Origin of the sequence: Azospirillum sp. CT11-132 (assembly GCF_047302835.1) — a bacterium.
Taxonomy (GTDB): Bacteria; Pseudomonadota; Alphaproteobacteria; order Azospirillales; family Azospirillaceae; genus Azospirillum.
Genome location: NZ_JBGLZA010000006.1, coordinates 182,132 through 197,500, shown reverse-complemented (window position 1 = coordinate 197,500; position 15,369 = coordinate 182,132). Strand labels below are relative to the sequence as shown.

Sequence of the window (15,369 nt, the reverse complement as noted above, 5' to 3'; positions counted from 1 at the left end):
TCGGCCCCTCCACCAAAGCGTCGGCGGAGCAATGAGCGGAAACGACCCTGCCCCAATCCATCGGGGCCTCAACCACCAGCGTCTTCGCTTCCGCAGGGCCGCCGCCGGTCGAGGGCAGGGTATATACGCAGACACTTGAGGCTCGTCCAGTGCAAAATGCACCGTCTCGCAAATTTGCCGTACCCCTCCTGCCTCGCCAACAGAGCACCCCCGGCGGCAATTTGATGCCGTCCTGCGCCATCGCACTTGCGGGACGGGCGAGCGGGAGACGATACAGGGGCGCTCCTGCCCTTTCCCGATCCGGCCATGCACGACCCTACCCTTCTGCTCGACGTTCTGTTCCTGCTGCTGGCCGCGATCCTGGTGGTCCCGCTGTTCCAGGCCCTGCGCATTCCGGCGGTGCTGGGCTATCTCGTGGCGGGCGCGATGCTGGGTCCGCACACTCCGGGGCCGGTGGTCGATCTGGCGGTGCCCCAGGTGCTGTCAGAGTTCGGCGTCGTCTTCCTGCTGTTCGCCATCGGATTGGAATTGCCGGTCTCGCGCCTGCGCGCCATGCGGCATTACATCTTCGGGCTGGGACTGATGCAGGTCGGGCTGACCAGCGCCGCCATCGGCCTTGCCGCCTGGTGGCTCGGGCTGTCGCCGGAGGCCGCCCTGATCGTCGGCGGCATGCTGGCCTTCTCCTCCACCGCCACGGTGCTGAAACTGCTGGTCGAACGGGGCGAGACGGTCGCCCGCTTCGGCCGGATTTCCGTTGCAGTGCTGATCTTCCAGGACCTCGCGGTCGTTCCACTGCTGACCCTGCTGCCGCTGCTGGCCGATCCGGATGCCAGCATTCCGCTGGCGCTGGCGCTCGCCGCGGCAAAGGCGGTGGCGGCGATCCTGGTCATCATGCTGCTGGGCCGCTTCGTCGTGCGGCCCGCTTATCGGTTCATCGCGTCGGCCGGCAATCCGGAGCTGTTCACCGCCACCAACCTGTTCGTGGTCCTGGCGGTCGGCTGGCTGACGGCGGAGGCCGGCATGTCAATGGCGCTGGGTGCCTTCCTGGCCGGCATGTTGCTGGCCGACACCGCCTATCGCCATCAGGTGGAGGCGGATATCGAGCCGTTCCGCGGGCTGCTGCTCGGGCTGTTCTTCATGACGGTGGGCATGTCGCTGGACCTGCCAGCCATGGCCGCCGAGGCGGAGACCATCGCGGCGCTGACCGCCGCGCTGCTGGTCGGCAAGAGCCTGCTGCTGTTCGTGCTGTGCCGGCTGTCGGGGCTTGGGCTGGCCACCTCGCTCAGGATCGGACTGCTGCTGTCGCAGGGCGGCGAGTTCGCCTTCGTCCTGATCGGCAAGGCGGTCGGACTGTCGGTTCTGGACGGTCATACCGGCCTGCTGCTGTCGTCCTCGGTGGCGCTCAGCATGGCGGTGACGCCGGCGATCGGCGCGGTCGCCCAACGCCTCACCCAATTGATCGAAGCGCGGATGGGTGCCGAAGCCTTCGGGATCGAGACCAGCGATCTGAAAAGCCATGTGCTGATCTGCGGCTATGGCCGCGTCGGCAAGGCGGTCGCCAAGCTGCTGACCGAGCACAACATCGCCTATGTGGCGCTGGACCTGGAGCCGCAGCGGATCGCCGCCGCCCGCCATGACGGGCTGCCGGTCTATTACGGCGACGCCAGCCAGGGAACCGTGCTGCGCGCCGCCGGGATCGAGCGGGCGCGGGCCGCCGTCATCACGCTGAACCGACCGGATGCCGCCCACCGCGCGGTGGAGGCGATCCATGCCACTGCCCCGAAGCTGCCGATCATCGCCCGCGCCCATGATCTGGGACAGAGCGCCACCCTGACAGGAGCCGGCGCCAGCGCCATCGTGCCGGAGACCATGGAGGCAAGCCTGCAACTGGCCGGTCTCGTCCTGCGCAGCGCCGGTGTCGAATCCGCCGCCATCGACCTCAGCCTGAAATCCTATCGGGACGGCAATTACCGCGCCTTGGCCGAGCAGAAAGTGGCTGAATAAAGGTCCTACCGCGCGAACACCCGGGCCCGGTCGATGTGGACGGCACAGCGGTCACCGGCGACGATGCCGAGCGTGGCGAGGCGCTCGCGGTCCATCTCGGCTTCCAGCACCAGACCGGCGAGGTCGATGTCGATGCGGGCGTCCGGGCCGACGACATGGATGCCGGAAATGCGCGCCGGCCCCCCTGCGGCCGGTGTGATACCGAGATCGTGCGGGCGGACATAGGCCACCGCCGGCCCCTGCACCCCGCCTTCGGTCGCAATGGCGAGCGCGCCGCCGCCGACGCGGGCGATGCCGCCGTCCACCGTGCAGTCGAGCCGGTTCACCTGTCCGAGGAACTCGTAGACGAAAGCGGAAGCCGGGTGATCGTAGACCTCCGCCGGGGTTCCGATCTGCTCGATCCGGCCCTGGTTCATCACCACCACGCGGTCGGCAAGTTCAAGCGCCTCCTCCTGGTCGTGGGTGACGAAGACGGAGGTGACGTGGATGTCGTCGTGCAGCTTGCGCAGCCAGCGCCGCAACTCCTTGCGGACCTTGGCGTCGAGCGCGCCGAAGGGTTCGTCGAGCAGCAGCACCTTCGGTTCGATGGCGAGCGCACGGGCGAGCGCGACGCGCTGGCGCTGGCCACCCGACAGCTGCGCCGGATAACGGCCGGCGAAGGGCGACAACTGCACCAGATCCAGCAGTTCGGTCACCCGCCGCCGGATTTCGGCGGAGCTTGGGCGTTGGCCCCGCGGTCGAACCTTCAGGCCGAAGGCGACGTTGTCGAACACGGTCATGTGGCGGAACAGGGCGTAATGCTGGAAGACGAAGCCGACCTGCCGGTCGCGAGGCTTCAGCCCCAGCGCCTCCTCCCCATTCAGCAGCAGGCCGCCGGCGTCGGGGCTTTCAAGCCCGGCCATGATGCGAAGCAGCGTGGTCTTGCCCGAGCCGGAGGGGCCGAGCAGGGCCAGAAGCTCTCCCGACCTCACCTCCAGATCGACGGAGTCGAGCGCGGTGAAGTCGTTGAAGCGCTTGGTGATGCCTGAAACCTGGATCGCCATGGATTGCGTTTCCTCTGCCTGCCGGCGATCAGTGCCGGGTCGCCGCCAGTTCGTCCCCGAAGCGCCACTCCAGCGCGGTCTTCACGACCAGCGTGACCAACGCCAGCATGGCCAGGAGCGAGGCGACCGCGAAGGCGGCGACGAAGTTGTATTCGTTGTAGAGAATCTCAACATGCAGCGGCATCGTGTTGGTCTCGCCCCGGATATGGCCGGAGACGACCGACACCGCGCCGAACTCGCCCATTGCGCGGGCGTTGCACAGCAGCACGCCGTAGAGCAGGCCCCATTTGATGTTGGGAATGGTCACCCGCCAGAAGGTCTGCCAGCCGGACGCGCCCAGCACCAGCGCGGCCTCCTCCTCGTCGGAGCCCTGTTCCTGCATCAGCGGGATCAGTTCGCGCGCCACGAAGGGAAAGGTGACGAAGATGGTGGCGAGCACCAGCCCCGGCACGGCGAAGATGATCTGGATGCCCATGTCGCGCAGATGGGCGCCGAACAGCCCGTTCAGGCCGAACAGCAAAACATAGATCAGGCCCGAGATCACCGGCGACACCGAGAACGGCAGGTCGATCAGCGTGATCAGCAGGTTCTTGCCGCGGAAATCGAACTTGGCGACGCACCAGGAGGCGGCGACGCCGAACAGCAGGTTGGCCGGCACAGAAATGGCGGCGACGATCAGCGTCAGCTCGATGGCGGCGACCGCGTCCGGTTCGGTCAGCGCCGCCCAATAGGCGTCGAAGCCGTGGCGCAGAGCCTCGACGAACACCGCCACCAAGGGGAGCAGGAGGAACAGCGCCAGGAACAGCAGGGCACCGCCGATCAGGAGGATGCGGACCCAGGCCGGTTCGGTCAGCGCCGACCGGGCGGGCGCCACCACCACGGAGGCCGGGGCGGTCAAGCTGGTATCAGCGGGCATGGCGTGACCTCATCCATTGCTGGAGGAGATTGAGGATCAGGAGCATGACGAAGGACACCCCCAGCATCGCGGTGCCGACCGCGGCTGCCCCCGCATAATCGTACTGTTCCAGCTTGATGACGATCAGCAGCGGCAGGATTTCGGTCAGGCCCGGCATGTTGCCGGCGATGAAGATGACCGAGCCGTATTCACCGATACCGCGGGCGAAGGACAGTGCGAAGCCGGTCACCAGGGCCGGCAGAATCGCCGGGACGATGACGCTGCCGAAGGTCTGCAGACGCGACGCGCCGAGCGATGCTGCGGCCTCCTCCTCCTCCGGCGGCAGATCCTGGAGAATCGGCTGCACGGTGCGGACGACGAAGGGAAGCCCGATGAAGGTCAACGCGATGGCGATGCCGAGCGGGGTGAAGGCGACCTTCATACCGAACAGCTCGTTCAACGGCTTGCCCAGCCAGCCGTTCGGGGCATAGAGTGCGCTGAGCGCGATGCCGGCCACCGCCGTCGGCAGGGCGAATGGCAGATCGACCAGCGCATCCACCAGCCGCTTGCCGGGAAAGTCGTAGCGCACCAGCACCCAGGCGACCAGGAAGCCGAAGATCGCATTGGTCAGCGCGGCGGCGAAGGACAGCCCGAAACTGACCTCGAAGGCAGCCAGCACCCGCGGCGTCGTCACCGCCGACCAGAAACCGCTCCAGCCGAGACCGCTGGACCTGACGATCAGCGCCGCCAGCGGAACCAGCACGATGACGCTGAGATAGCTGACCGTGAAGCCCAGCGTCAGCCCGAAGCCGGGAAGGACGCTGGGCTTCCGGAAGAGGGGAACGGTGGCGCGGACCGTCACCGCGCGCCCCTTTCCCGCCAGAGCAGTGTCGCTGTCGGCAGCGGCGACCATGGGTCAACGGCCCTTCTGGAAGATCTGGTCGAAGACACCACCGTCCGAGAAGTGCTTCTGCTGTGCGGCACGCCAACCCCCGAATTGGTCGATGGTAACCAGCTTAACATCGGCGAAGCGTCCCGCATACTGGGCCGCCAGTTCCGGCGACCGTGGACGGTAGAAGTTCTTGGCGGCGATCTCCTGTCCTTCGCGGGTGTAGAGGAACTGGAGATAAGCCTCCGCCACCTTGCGGGTTCCCTTACGGTCGACGACCTTGTCGACGACGGCGACCGGTGGTTCGGCGAGGATCGACAGGCTGGGAACCACGATCTCGAACTTGTCGGCGCCGAACTCCTGCAGCGACAGATAGGCCTCGTTCTCCCAGGCCAGCAGGACGTCGCCGATTTCACGCTGGGTGAAGGTCACAGTGGCGCCGCGGGCGCCGCTGTCCAGAACCGGGACGTTCTTCAGCAACTGCGCTACGAATTCCTTGGCCTTCGCCTCGTCGTTGCCGTTGGCCTGCATGGCATAGGCCCAGGCCGCCAGATAGTTCCAGCGGGCGCCGCCCGAGGTCTTCGGGTTGGGGGTGATGACCTGGACGCCCGGCTTCACCAGATCGTTCCAGTCCTTGATCCCCTTCGGATTGCCCTTCTTCACCAGGAACACGATGGTCGAGGTGTAGGGGGAGCTGTTGTTCGGCAGACGCCCCTGCCAGTCCTTCGGCAGCAGGCCGGCGTCGGCGATGGCGTCGATGTCATAGCCAAGCGCCAGGGTCACGATGTCGGCGTCCAGCCCGTCGATGACCGAGCGGGCCTGCTTACCCGATCCACCATGCGATTGACGCACGGTCAGGACCCGGCCGGTTTCCGCCTGCCAGGTCTTGGCAAAGGCCTTGTTGAACTCGACGTAAAATTCCCTGGTTGGATCGTAGGACACGTTCAGCAGCGTATCCTTGGAATCTGCGGCGGCGACACCCAGCCAAGCCACCGTCAGACCGGCAGCGAGAAGAGTGAGACGACGAAGCGACATGGCAGTGACCTCCTTCGGTGGCTGCCGATTTCCACGATATTCTTTCGTGGTATATCCGGCGCTTTTTCTATCTCTCTCGTAGAGTTTGCATGCGGACGGCGTGCTTGGGAAGCGGTTTTTTGCATCCGGCTGCGGGAAAACCGCGCGCTGCCGTCAACCCGTTGGCGTTACGGCGAAAAGTGGCTGGGGGAACTCCGTTCGGCATGGCGTGGCCATTCCCGTGTCTGACGGGGGATCATGATCGGAACCGGCAACTTTGCCGGTCTTGCCCTGTTGAGTACCGACAGATCGACATTGTCAGGAGCAAACACGATGGCTGGCCCTTTCCGGAAAGTGGGCACTGAACTCCCGAAGGCCGGCACCTCGCGGGGCATGGGGCGCCCCGCCATGTGGAGCATTCTGGGTATTCTTGCGGTTCTGGCCCTGCTGCTGCTGTTCTTCCCGACCTGGTAACGGTGGCCGGCGGCGATGCTGGTCTATGGCGATCAGGAGGTTTGCGAAGACCCGCGCCGCCGGATCGCGAGGCTGCGGTGCGGCCTTGCCGGCGGCGCCATGGCCGCCCCCGGTCCGGAGCGGCACGGCGCCCTGGTGACGCTGTTCATCGAAGCGGCCGAACTGGCGCAGGGGCTGGCCGATTGGGAATTCCACGCAGCGGGCATGGATGACCGCACGCCCGTGCAGGATGCGGCCATGGCGGTGGTGATGGAGCTTGCTGCCGGCGTCGCCGCATCCTGGCTGTTAGGCGGGCGGGTGGCCGTTCCACCGGACACCGCCGAAACTCTCGACGCGCTCGACCGGCTGGCCGCCCTGCCGCTGCCCGAGACGATCGGCACGCGCAGGGCCGAAGGCTATGCCTTCTACAGCCTCTACCCGGAAGCCTATCTGGAGGCGGCGGCGCGTCTGCCGCCGCGCTTTGCCGAATCGCCGGTGGTGATCGGACTGCGCAGCATCGGCACCGGGCTGGCGGCGATGGCGGCGGTTGCGCTGAAGGCGGCGCCGCCGGTGACGCTGCGGCCGATCGGCCATCCCTTCCGGCGGGAACTGCGGCTGTCGGAGAGAGTGCGCGCCGCCTTGCTGGCGGGTCCCGAGGCCGCCTATGTCATCGTGGACGAAGGACCGGGGCTGTCGGGCAGTTCCTTCGGCGCCGTGGCCGACTGGCTGGAGGCACAGGGGGTGGCGGCGGACCGGATCGCCTTCCTGCCCGGCCATGGCGGCGAGCTTGGCCCGCAATCCTCCGACCGCCACCGGCAGCGATGGGCAGAGGCGGTACGCCCGGTGGTCGGCTTCGACGACCTGTTCCGGTCCATGGATAGGCCGTTCCCGCCGCTGGAGCGATGGTTCGTGGACAGTCTCGGCCCACCCGTCGCACCGTTGGAGGATCTGTCGGGAGGCGGTTGGCGGCGGCTGTACGGCCGTTGCAATGGACTGCCGGCCAATCCGCAACAGGAGCGTCGCAAATTCCTGCTGCGCACAGCCACGGGATCATGGCTGCTGAAATTCGCCGGGCTGGGTAGTGCGGGGGAACAGGCGCTGGAGCGCGCCCGCGCCCTTCACGCGGCCGGCTTCACCGCGGAGCCGTCGGCGCTGCGCCACGGCTTCCTTGCGGAACGCTGGCTGGAGGACGCACGCCCGCTGACGGAGGGGACACCGGATGCCGTGGAGCGCCTCGCCGCCTATCTGGCCTTCCGCGCCAAACGCTTTCTCGCTCCGTCCGGGTCGGGCGCCGCCCTGACGGAACTGTTGACGATGGCGCGCACCAACATCGGCGAAGCGTTGGGCGACGGCGCCGCCAAGGCGCTGGAATGCTGGACGGCCGACCGGCTGGCCGAACTGGAAGCGGGCCTGCGCCGGGTCGTCACCGACAACCGCCTGCACCGTTGGGAATGGCTGCGGCTGTCCGACGGACGGCTGATGAAGAGCGATGCGCTGGACCATGCCTTCGCCCATGACCTGATCGGCTGCCAGGACATCGCCTGGGACGTGGCCGGCGGCATCGTGGAGTTCGACCTGTCGGACACGCAGGCCGAGGGCCTGTGTCGCTTGGTCGAAGTGGTCGTGCCGCTCGACCGCGGGCTGCTGGCCTTCTGCATTCCCTGCTACATCGCCTTCCAAATCGGTTATTGGACCTTCGCCACCGGCAGCGACCCGTCCGCAGCCAACGAACGACGTCGATACGAGGAGCGGTGGCTGCGAATCCGCTCGCCGTTCGAGGACGCGGGGATGATGACGTTGACACCCGATGGCGTCACTCCTATGGGTGGAAACGGATGCTGACCGAGTCCCGCCCGTCGAGGCGCCGCCGGCGGTCGTCGTGCCAACCGGGACCGTTCGAACGATGCATGCCTCCGACCTCCACGCCACCACGCTCACCGACCTGATCGCCCGGCTGCACGGTCCGGCCGGCACCGGGGAGGCCTTGAAGGCGATTTCGGAAAGCTGCGAAGCCGCGAGGGCGACAGGGCTGGGCGGCGATGCCGGGGCGATGGAGGCGCTGGACGCCGCGACCGCCAACCTGGACCCGATCCTGCGGGAATCGGCCCTGGCTGCCGTGTCCGGCGACCTGCGGCGATACCTGCGCATTCTGGACATGCTGGACGCCGTACTGGATCTGGCGTCGCTGGAGGGGATCAACCAGATCTACTGGTCCATGCAGCGCCAGCTTTTCCTGATGCGCATGGACATGGCGTCCGTGCCCGATTTCGTCACGGAGCACCTGTTTGCCTTCTACGAGCGCTTCCTGCGGCAGATCGCGTTGCGTCTGGGGCTGAGCCCGGCGGCAAGGCAGGCGGGGATGCCCGAGACCGGACGGGTCCTCATCGTGACGAACCAGTTCCTGTCAGCCGAACACCAGCCGTCGCGCGACCTGCTGCTGCTGGCGGTGCGGTTGCAGCGCGACCTTGGCAGGACGGTTCTGGTGCTCAACACCAACATGATGCCGGACCGCTATTACAGCCCCTTCATCCCGCCCTTCGCCGCCGCGTTGGAAGAGAGGCTGGCGGGGGAGCAGACGATCCGCTGCGGCGGCGAACGGATCCGCATGCTGTCGTCCACCGCGCCCGGTGTCACCGCGGAAAAGCTGGGCGGTTTCCTGTCGGCGGTGGAGGCGTTCGATCCCGATCTGGCGATCGCCTTCGGCGGCTCGGTGATCGTCGCCGACCTGCTGGAATGCGCGCGTCCGCTGATGTGCATCCCGACGACCAGCGGGCGGATCGTTTCGCTTGCCGACATCGTGCTTGATTTCGGCGGCCATGCGCCGCCGGCCGGCCATGGGCGGCTCGCCCGGTCCTGGCGCCCGTCGCGCTTCGGCCTGTCGCTGCGCCGCACCGGGGATACCGCGACGCGCGCCGAATTCTCTCTGCCGGACTCCGCGTTCGTCTGTGTCGTGGTCGGCAACCGCCTGGATGCCGAGGCTGACGGCGCGTTCCTGGAGCTGCTGGGGCGGATTCTGGACGCCGTGCCGCAGGCGCTGGTGCTGTTCGCCGGCGGGGTGGAGAGTTTGCCCGGACGGCTGGCCCTGGACGGGCATGCCGGGCAGCTGCGCAGCCTCGGCCATGTCGACCGGATGGAGGCGCTGATGTCGGTCTGCGATCTGTTCGTCAATCCGCGCCGCACCGGCGGCGGAGCGGGGGCGGCGCAGGCGATGGCGGGCGGCGTGCCGGTGCTGTCCTTCGACGGTGGAGACGTCGCCAGCGTGGCCGGCCCCTCCTTCCTGGTGGCCGACGACGCGGCCTTCGTCGCCCGTGCCGCCGCCCTGGCCGGCGATCCGGCGCTGCTTGCCGAAGCGCGGCAGCAGGCCCGCGCCCGCATCGCCGCGGTGGAGCGGGAAGGCGCCGACAACGCGCAGCTCTCCGCCTACATGGCCGAGGCGACCGGCCTGTTCGCGGCGCGGAGATAGCGCATGCGCTTCCTGCTCTGCGGACAGGGCACATCGGAAATCCTGTGGTCGATCCACGCCGCCCTGGTCGATCTGGGGCACGAGTCCGTGCTGGCGCTGCCCGACATCTCGCAGGATGTGATCGACCGCCGCATCGACGTCCTGTTCGTGCTGAATCTGTTCGAGATTCCCAGGCCGACGGTGGAGATGCTGCGCGCCTACATCGCACAGTTCGGCGGCCAGCCGGGCAAGGGGCCGGCCATCGTCCACATCTGCCTGAAGCACCCGCTGGAGGAGATCGGCGCCGGCACCGCGGAGCAGATCCGCGACGCCGACCGCTGGATGGCCGACAACGACGTTTCCATGTGGTGCATGTGCCAGGGTTCGGCGGAGCAGGCCGTCCGCCTGGGACTGAGCCGGGTCTTCCACGAGCCGCTGGGGGTTCATCGCTCGATCTGCACTGCTCCGGCAGCAGACGGCTCGGTCGACCTGTACAAGCGCTGGATGGCGCAGGACACGCCCGGGCTGCGGCGCCACCCCTATGCCGCGATGAAGGGGCACTCCGATGCCGGGGCCGATGCCGAAGCATCGGTGCGCGACCGTTTCCTCTATCTGGGGCAGGGTTGGCCGGAGCATCTGGAGTCCGGGCGCGACCCGGTTTCCCCGGCAATCCGGCGCGATGCGGAGGCGGTGGCCGCGGCGATGATGGAACGGCCGATGCTGCACCGGCTGCAGGCCATGGATTGCTGCGGGCTGGCGGACCGGGCGGCGGATCCAGCCTGGACCCTGGAGTTCAACCGGGCCTTCACCATCGCCTTCGCGGTGGAGAACCGGCACCGCTTCGCCAGCGCCCTGCGCCGTGGCTTCGGCGAGGGATTCTCGCTGTGGGGCAATGGGTGGGAGCGGTTCGGCCTCGAAGCCGGTCCGGTGTCGGCGGCGCCGCGCAACGCCTACCCCACCGCGGCGGCCTGCCTGGATTTCGGCAGCCTCGCCTACGACACGGTGATCTTCCCGAGGACGCTGGAGATCGTCAAACGGAACGGGCTGCTGGTGAGCTGGCGCCACGCCGACACCGCCCTGCTGTTCGGTCCATATGAAGATGAGCTGACCTTCACCGGTGAGGACGACGCCGTGCGCCTCCTCTCCGCATTGAGGGGCGACGCCGACCGCCGCGCGAGGCTGCGGTCGGCGTATCTGGAGCATTGCTTCGACGCCCTGGCACTGACCGCCATCCTGCCGCGGGTCATCACACGCGCCTGCGGCTGACCGAGCCTATCCCCGCTTTCGCCGCTGCGCCTTGCGGACGATCGCCTCGATGCAGTCGAGCACGCGGGCCGCGTTGGTGAGACGCCCGTCGGCGTCCGGCGCCTCCAGCGCGGCGGACAGCCGATCGTTCTGGGCGCGCAGGAAGCCCTTGGAGCGTTTCGCCAACGTCGCCGCCTTGGCCGCGGCGCGGTCGCCCCGCAGGGTGACGGCGACGCCAGCCGGGCCGCAGCCAAGCGACGCGATGCCCAATGCCCGGCAACGGCAGCGCAGGTCGGCGATGGCCAGCAGCCGCTCCACCGGGTCCGGCAGCGGGCCGAAGCGGTCCTCCATCTCCTCGCGCAGGGCGTCCAACTCGCCCGCCTCGCGGGTGCGGGCGATGCGGCGGTGCAGGCCGATGCGCAGCTCCTCCTCCGGGATGTAGGCGGACGGGATGCAATGCGGCACAGCGACCGTCACCTCCGGGTCCCAGCGGTCATCGGGCTGGCGGCGCAGCGTCCGCAGGGAGTCGGCCAGGATGCGCTGGTAAAGTTCGGTCCCCACCGCGCGCAGATGGCCGCTCTGGTCCTCGCCCAGCAGGTCGCCCGCCCCGCGCTGGTCGAGGTCGAGCATGCTCAGCACGAAGCCGCCGCCCAAACTCTCGATCACCTCCAGCGAGCCGAGCCGGCGGGCCGCCCGCTCCTCCAGCGGGTGGTCGGGATCGGTCAGCAGATAGGCGTAGCCCTGCACCGCCCCCCGCCCGACCCGGCCGCGCAGCTGGTGCAGCTGGCCCAACCCGAACAGGTCGGGGCGGAACAGCAGCAGCGTGTTGGCGCGCGGGATGTCGATGCCGGATTCGATGATCGGCGTCGCCAGCAGGATGTCGCTCTCGCCATCGACGAAGCCCATCACCGCATCGTCCGGCGCCGCCGCCCCCAGCCGGCCATGCGCCACCGCGATGCGGGCCGACGGCGCCAGTTCGCGGATCCACGCCTCCAGTTCGCCGAGGTCGGCGATGCGCGGAGCAACGCAGAAGGCCTGCCCGCCACGGCCCAATTCGCGCAGCAGGGCGGCGCGGGCGGTGGCGGGGTCGCGCGGAGTGACGGCGGTGCGCACCGGCCGGCGGCGGGCCGGTGGCGTGTCGATGATGCTGAGCCCGCGCAGGCCCGCCAAGGCACCTTGCAGGGTGCGGGGGATCGGCGTGGCGCTGAGCGCCAGACTGTGGACGCCCTTGGTGCGCCGCTTCAGCGCCTGCTTCTGGGCGGCGCCGAAGCGCTGTTCCTCATCCACCACCATCAGGCCGAGCCGGTCGAACCGGACATCCTTGGACAGCAGCGCATGGGTGCCGATGACGATGTCCACCGATCCGTCGGCCAGCCCGGCGCGCACCCGGTCGGCCTCGGGCTTGGCCATGGCGCCGGTCAACGGCTCCACCGTCACGCCGAAGCCGGCGAAGCGGCGGCGGAACACATCCAGATGCTGGCGGGCGAGAACCGAGGTCGGAGCCATCACCGCCACCTGATGGCCGGCAAAGGCCACCGCCGCCGCGGCACGCAAGGCCACCTCGGTCTTGCCGTACCCGACATCGGCGCAGACCAGATGGTCCATCGGATGGCCCTGCTGCATGGCGTCGAGCACGGCTTGTACGGCGCGCCGCTGCCCCTCGGTGGGGTCGAAGCCGAAGCGGGCGCCGAAACGACGCATGCGGTCGGCCGACGGGTCGATGACCGGAGCCACTTCGCGGGCGCGGCGGCGAGCCTCGCGCAGGATGCCCTTGGCTGTCTCGGCGATCTCCGCCTCCAGCACGGCGCGGCGTTCCAGCCAATGGGCGTTCTTCAGGCTGTCGAGCCTGGCGCCGGTGTCGGCGGAGCCATGGCGCCACAGCCGGTCGAAGTCGGCGGTCGGCACCAGCAGCCGGTCGTCATGGGCGTAATCCAGCACCAGGAAATCGGCAGCCGAATCCTCACCGTCGCCGGATGGAACGGTCTCCAGCCCGATCAGCCGACCGATGCCGTAGTCGAGATGCACGACGAAGTCGCCGGTCGCCAGTTCCGACGGGGCCAGCGGCGGCCGGGTCGCCGCCTCCGCGCCGCGATCCTCTCCATGGCGCGGCGCCACCAGCACCGTCATGCCATCGCAGACGAAGCCGTCGACGGTCCGCAGTGGCAACACGGCGCAGTCGCCCGCCGCCAGAGGCGGGTCGGGCCAGCGGTCCAGACACGGCACCGGACGCCCCAACAGCGAAGATGCCCGCTCCGCCAATCGGTCGGCCTCGCCCGAACCCGCGCCGGAGCGGGCGGCGAGCAGCACGGCCCTGCCCTCGCCGATCAGGGCGGCCGCACGCCGCAGCAGCGTGCGTTCGGTGCGCGCCGGCTCCACAGGGGGAACGGCCTTCACCTCGACCGGCCGCACGGAGCGGGCCGCCAGTTTCTCCTCCAACGCATCGGCGTCGATCAGCCGGCGTTCCAGTGCCGGGACCGGTAGCAGGCAGGGATCGTCACGGCGGATGCGCCGGTCCAGTCCGGCTTCCGTCAGATCGTCAGCCCGCGCCTCGATGCGGTCGCGCGCGCCGGCATCCAGCACGATCAGCGCATCCGGCAGCAGGTCGAGCAGCAGCGGGCAATCGTCGAAGACGTTGGGAAGCTGAAGATCGAAGCCGTAGGGTCGCCGCCCCTCCTCCAACTGTCGCCGCAGACCATCCGGCAGCGCGGACCCAAGTCCGGCAAGGCTTGCAGCCAGCCGGTCGAGCATCTCGGGCCCGACGATCAGGTCGGTGACCGGGCCCAGCGTAAGCTCGTCGATCGACTCCACCGAGCGCTGGGACACCGGGTCGTAGAGGCGCAGGTCGCGCACGATACCGTCGGCGATGTCGCAACGGACGGGGCGGTCGCAGTCGCCGGGGAAGACCTCCACCACCGCGCCGCGGATCGCCACCTCGCCGGGCTCGTCCACCCGGTCGTCCAGCACATAGCCGGTCCGGGCGAACCAGCCGCGCCACACCGTCTCGTCAAAGGCCATGCCCCGCGTCAGGCGGAAACATCCGCCCGCCCAGGCGTCTTGCGGCGGCAGCCGTTGCAGAGCCAGATCGGCCGAGGCCACCACCAGCCGGCCGGCGGTGGGCTTCCCCCCGTCGGCAAGCCGCATCAGGCCGGCGGCACGGCGGCCCAGCACGGCCCGCGATGGCGCGGCACGGTCACCGGCCGCGGTTTCGTCGATCGGAAGCAGGACGGTGTCGAGATCGGGGAACAGGTCGCCCACCAGCCGTGCCAGCCGGGTGGCGCGCGCGTCGCTGCGGGCGAGCAGCAGGATACCGCCCGGCCGGCGGGCGAGCGCGGCCAGCCGAATGGCAAGTTCGCCTTCGCTCTGCACGGATACTGTGGCGGGAGACGACGCCGGAACCGGGGTCGGCGCGTCGGGCGACGGATCGGCGACGGGGACTCCGTCAAGCATGATAGGCGTACATGGTGGGCAGGCTCCGGTCGTTGGCTCCGCGCACCCCTCGGGAGGAGGGACGGCGGGGCTGCGGAGGTTCAACACCGCCGGGTCCCCCCCGGTTGCCTACCCTTCAGTCTAGCGGAACTTTCCGGTTCAGTGCAGCACCAGCCAGCCGACCAGAACCGCCAGGAAGGCGCCGGCCGTCGACCCCAGCACGGTCAGCAGCGGCGACCAGCCCGCTCCGCCCGTCATTTCCGCCGATGCGCTGTCCAGGCCGCGCAGGCTCTGGTCCATCCGCATCAGGAACACTTCCAGCCCGCTGACCCGCTCCGTCAGTTCGCGCAGAGAGTCGGCGAGGGAGTCGGACCGTTCGCCCTGGGCCGTTTCCAGACGGGAAACATCGGCCCGCAGCCCCGTCACCCCCTCGCCCGCATCGCGCAGCATTCGGCCGATGGTCTGCTGGGCGGCGGCAAGCTGGCGCTGGTCGCGGCGGACCGCGTCGATCCGCTCGCCGATGCGCTGCAGATGCGGCGCCAGCAGCCGGTCGAGCCGCTGGTCCTCCGGGTTCGGCTGGGCGAAGGTCGCGGTCTCGCCGGTGGAGGGCGAGCGCACCACCGCCACCACCCGCGAGGGGTCCGCCCCCTCCGGCAAGGTCACCTCCGCCTCGAAGGCATGGGCACCGTCGCCGATGCCGCCGCCGACGAGATCGGGCCGCGGCCGGTCGGCCGCCACCCGCGCCAGCATTTCCGGCGGACCGCCGTCCCGCTCCAGCCGCAGTTCGACCTCCAGCCGGTCGGCCGGATGGTTGCCGTCCCAGGCCCAGCCGAACACCCGGCCACCCTGCAGGGCGTCGATGTGGCCGACGATGGCCGCCGCTTGCGGTGCGTCGATGGGATCGGCCACGGGGGTGGTCTCGCGAAGCTCGACGATCTTGGCGGTGGCGGACATGGGA

Annotated in this window: 11 protein-coding genes; 5 read left to right on the top strand and 6 right to left on the bottom strand. The window is 69.2% G+C overall.

Annotated features, from left to right (window positions below; translation table 11 throughout):
* Positions 1 to 306: 306 nt before the first annotated feature.
* Positions 307 to 2,004, top strand: a complete 1,698-nt coding sequence (locus ACCD06_RS24865) for a monovalent cation:proton antiporter-2 (CPA2) family protein (RefSeq protein WP_413344255.1) — start codon at positions 307 to 309, stop codon at positions 2,002 to 2,004.
* 5 nt (positions 2,005 to 2,009) lie between these two features.
* On the opposite strand, the gene ACCD06_RS24860 is transcribed toward ACCD06_RS24865, so the two are convergent.
* Genes ACCD06_RS24860 through ACCD06_RS24845 form a run of 4 tightly spaced genes read right to left on the bottom strand, consistent with a single transcriptional unit; the run spans position 2,010 to position 5,866 of the window.
* Positions 2,010 to 3,047: a sulfate/molybdate ABC transporter ATP-binding protein gene (locus ACCD06_RS24860; protein WP_109075735.1), complete on the bottom strand. Its 1,038-nt coding sequence runs from the start codon at positions 3,045 to 3,047 to the stop codon at positions 2,010 to 2,012.
* Between the two features lie 28 nt (positions 3,048 to 3,075).
* Entirely contained in the window at positions 3,076 to 3,963 is an 888-nt protein-coding gene (cysW, locus tag ACCD06_RS24855; RefSeq protein ID WP_413344253.1) for a sulfate ABC transporter permease subunit CysW, read from the bottom strand.
* Complete coding sequence (cysT, locus tag ACCD06_RS24850) at positions 3,953 to 4,855, bottom strand: sulfate ABC transporter permease subunit CysT (protein WP_413344251.1); 903 nt, start codon at positions 4,853 to 4,855, stop codon at positions 3,953 to 3,955. Before cysT ends, cysW begins: the two co-directional genes overlap by 11 nt.
* 3 nt (positions 4,856 to 4,858) lie before the next feature.
* Entirely contained in the window at positions 4,859 to 5,866 is a 1,008-nt protein-coding gene (locus tag ACCD06_RS24845; protein ID WP_413344249.1) for a sulfate ABC transporter substrate-binding protein, read from the bottom strand.
* A gap of 237 nt (positions 5,867 to 6,103) precedes the next feature.
* Here ACCD06_RS24845 and ACCD06_RS24840 point away from each other — a divergent pair, with 237 nt between their 5' ends.
* The 4 genes from ACCD06_RS24840 (at position 6,104) to ACCD06_RS24825 (ending at position 11,006) form a co-directional block, all read left to right on the top strand.
* Positions 6,104 to 6,319, top strand: a complete 216-nt coding sequence (locus ACCD06_RS24840) for a hypothetical protein (RefSeq protein ID WP_136703772.1) — start codon at positions 6,104 to 6,106, stop codon at positions 6,317 to 6,319.
* Positions 6,320 to 6,334: 15 nt separating this feature from the next.
* Positions 6,335 to 8,140: a hypothetical protein gene (locus ACCD06_RS24835; protein ID WP_413344247.1), complete on the top strand. Its 1,806-nt coding sequence runs from the start codon at positions 6,335 to 6,337 to the stop codon at positions 8,138 to 8,140.
* 61 nt (positions 8,141 to 8,201) lie between these two features.
* Entirely contained in the window at positions 8,202 to 9,761 is a 1,560-nt protein-coding gene (locus tag ACCD06_RS24830; RefSeq protein ID WP_413344245.1) for a glycosyltransferase, read from the top strand.
* A 3-nt stretch (positions 9,762 to 9,764) separates the two neighbouring features.
* Positions 9,765 to 11,006 carry a hypothetical protein gene (locus ACCD06_RS24825; RefSeq protein ID WP_413344244.1) on the top strand — a complete coding sequence of 414 codons (1,242 nt, stop codon included), beginning with the start codon at positions 9,765 to 9,767 and terminating at the stop codon, positions 11,004 to 11,006.
* Between the two features lie 6 nt (positions 11,007 to 11,012).
* On the opposite strand, the gene ACCD06_RS24820 is transcribed toward ACCD06_RS24825, so the two are convergent.
* Together ACCD06_RS24820 and ACCD06_RS24815 are read right to left on the bottom strand one after the other, a co-directional pair.
* Positions 11,013 to 14,432: a DEAD/DEAH box helicase gene (locus tag ACCD06_RS24820; RefSeq protein ID WP_413344242.1), complete on the bottom strand. Its 3,420-nt coding sequence runs from the start codon at positions 14,430 to 14,432 to the stop codon at positions 11,013 to 11,015.
* Between the two features lie 138 nt (positions 14,433 to 14,570).
* On the bottom strand, positions 14,571 to 15,365 hold the full coding sequence (locus ACCD06_RS24815) for a hypothetical protein (RefSeq protein ID WP_413344240.1): 795 nt from the start codon (positions 15,363 to 15,365) through the stop codon (positions 14,571 to 14,573).
* Between the last annotated feature and the right edge of the window lie 4 nt (positions 15,366 to 15,369).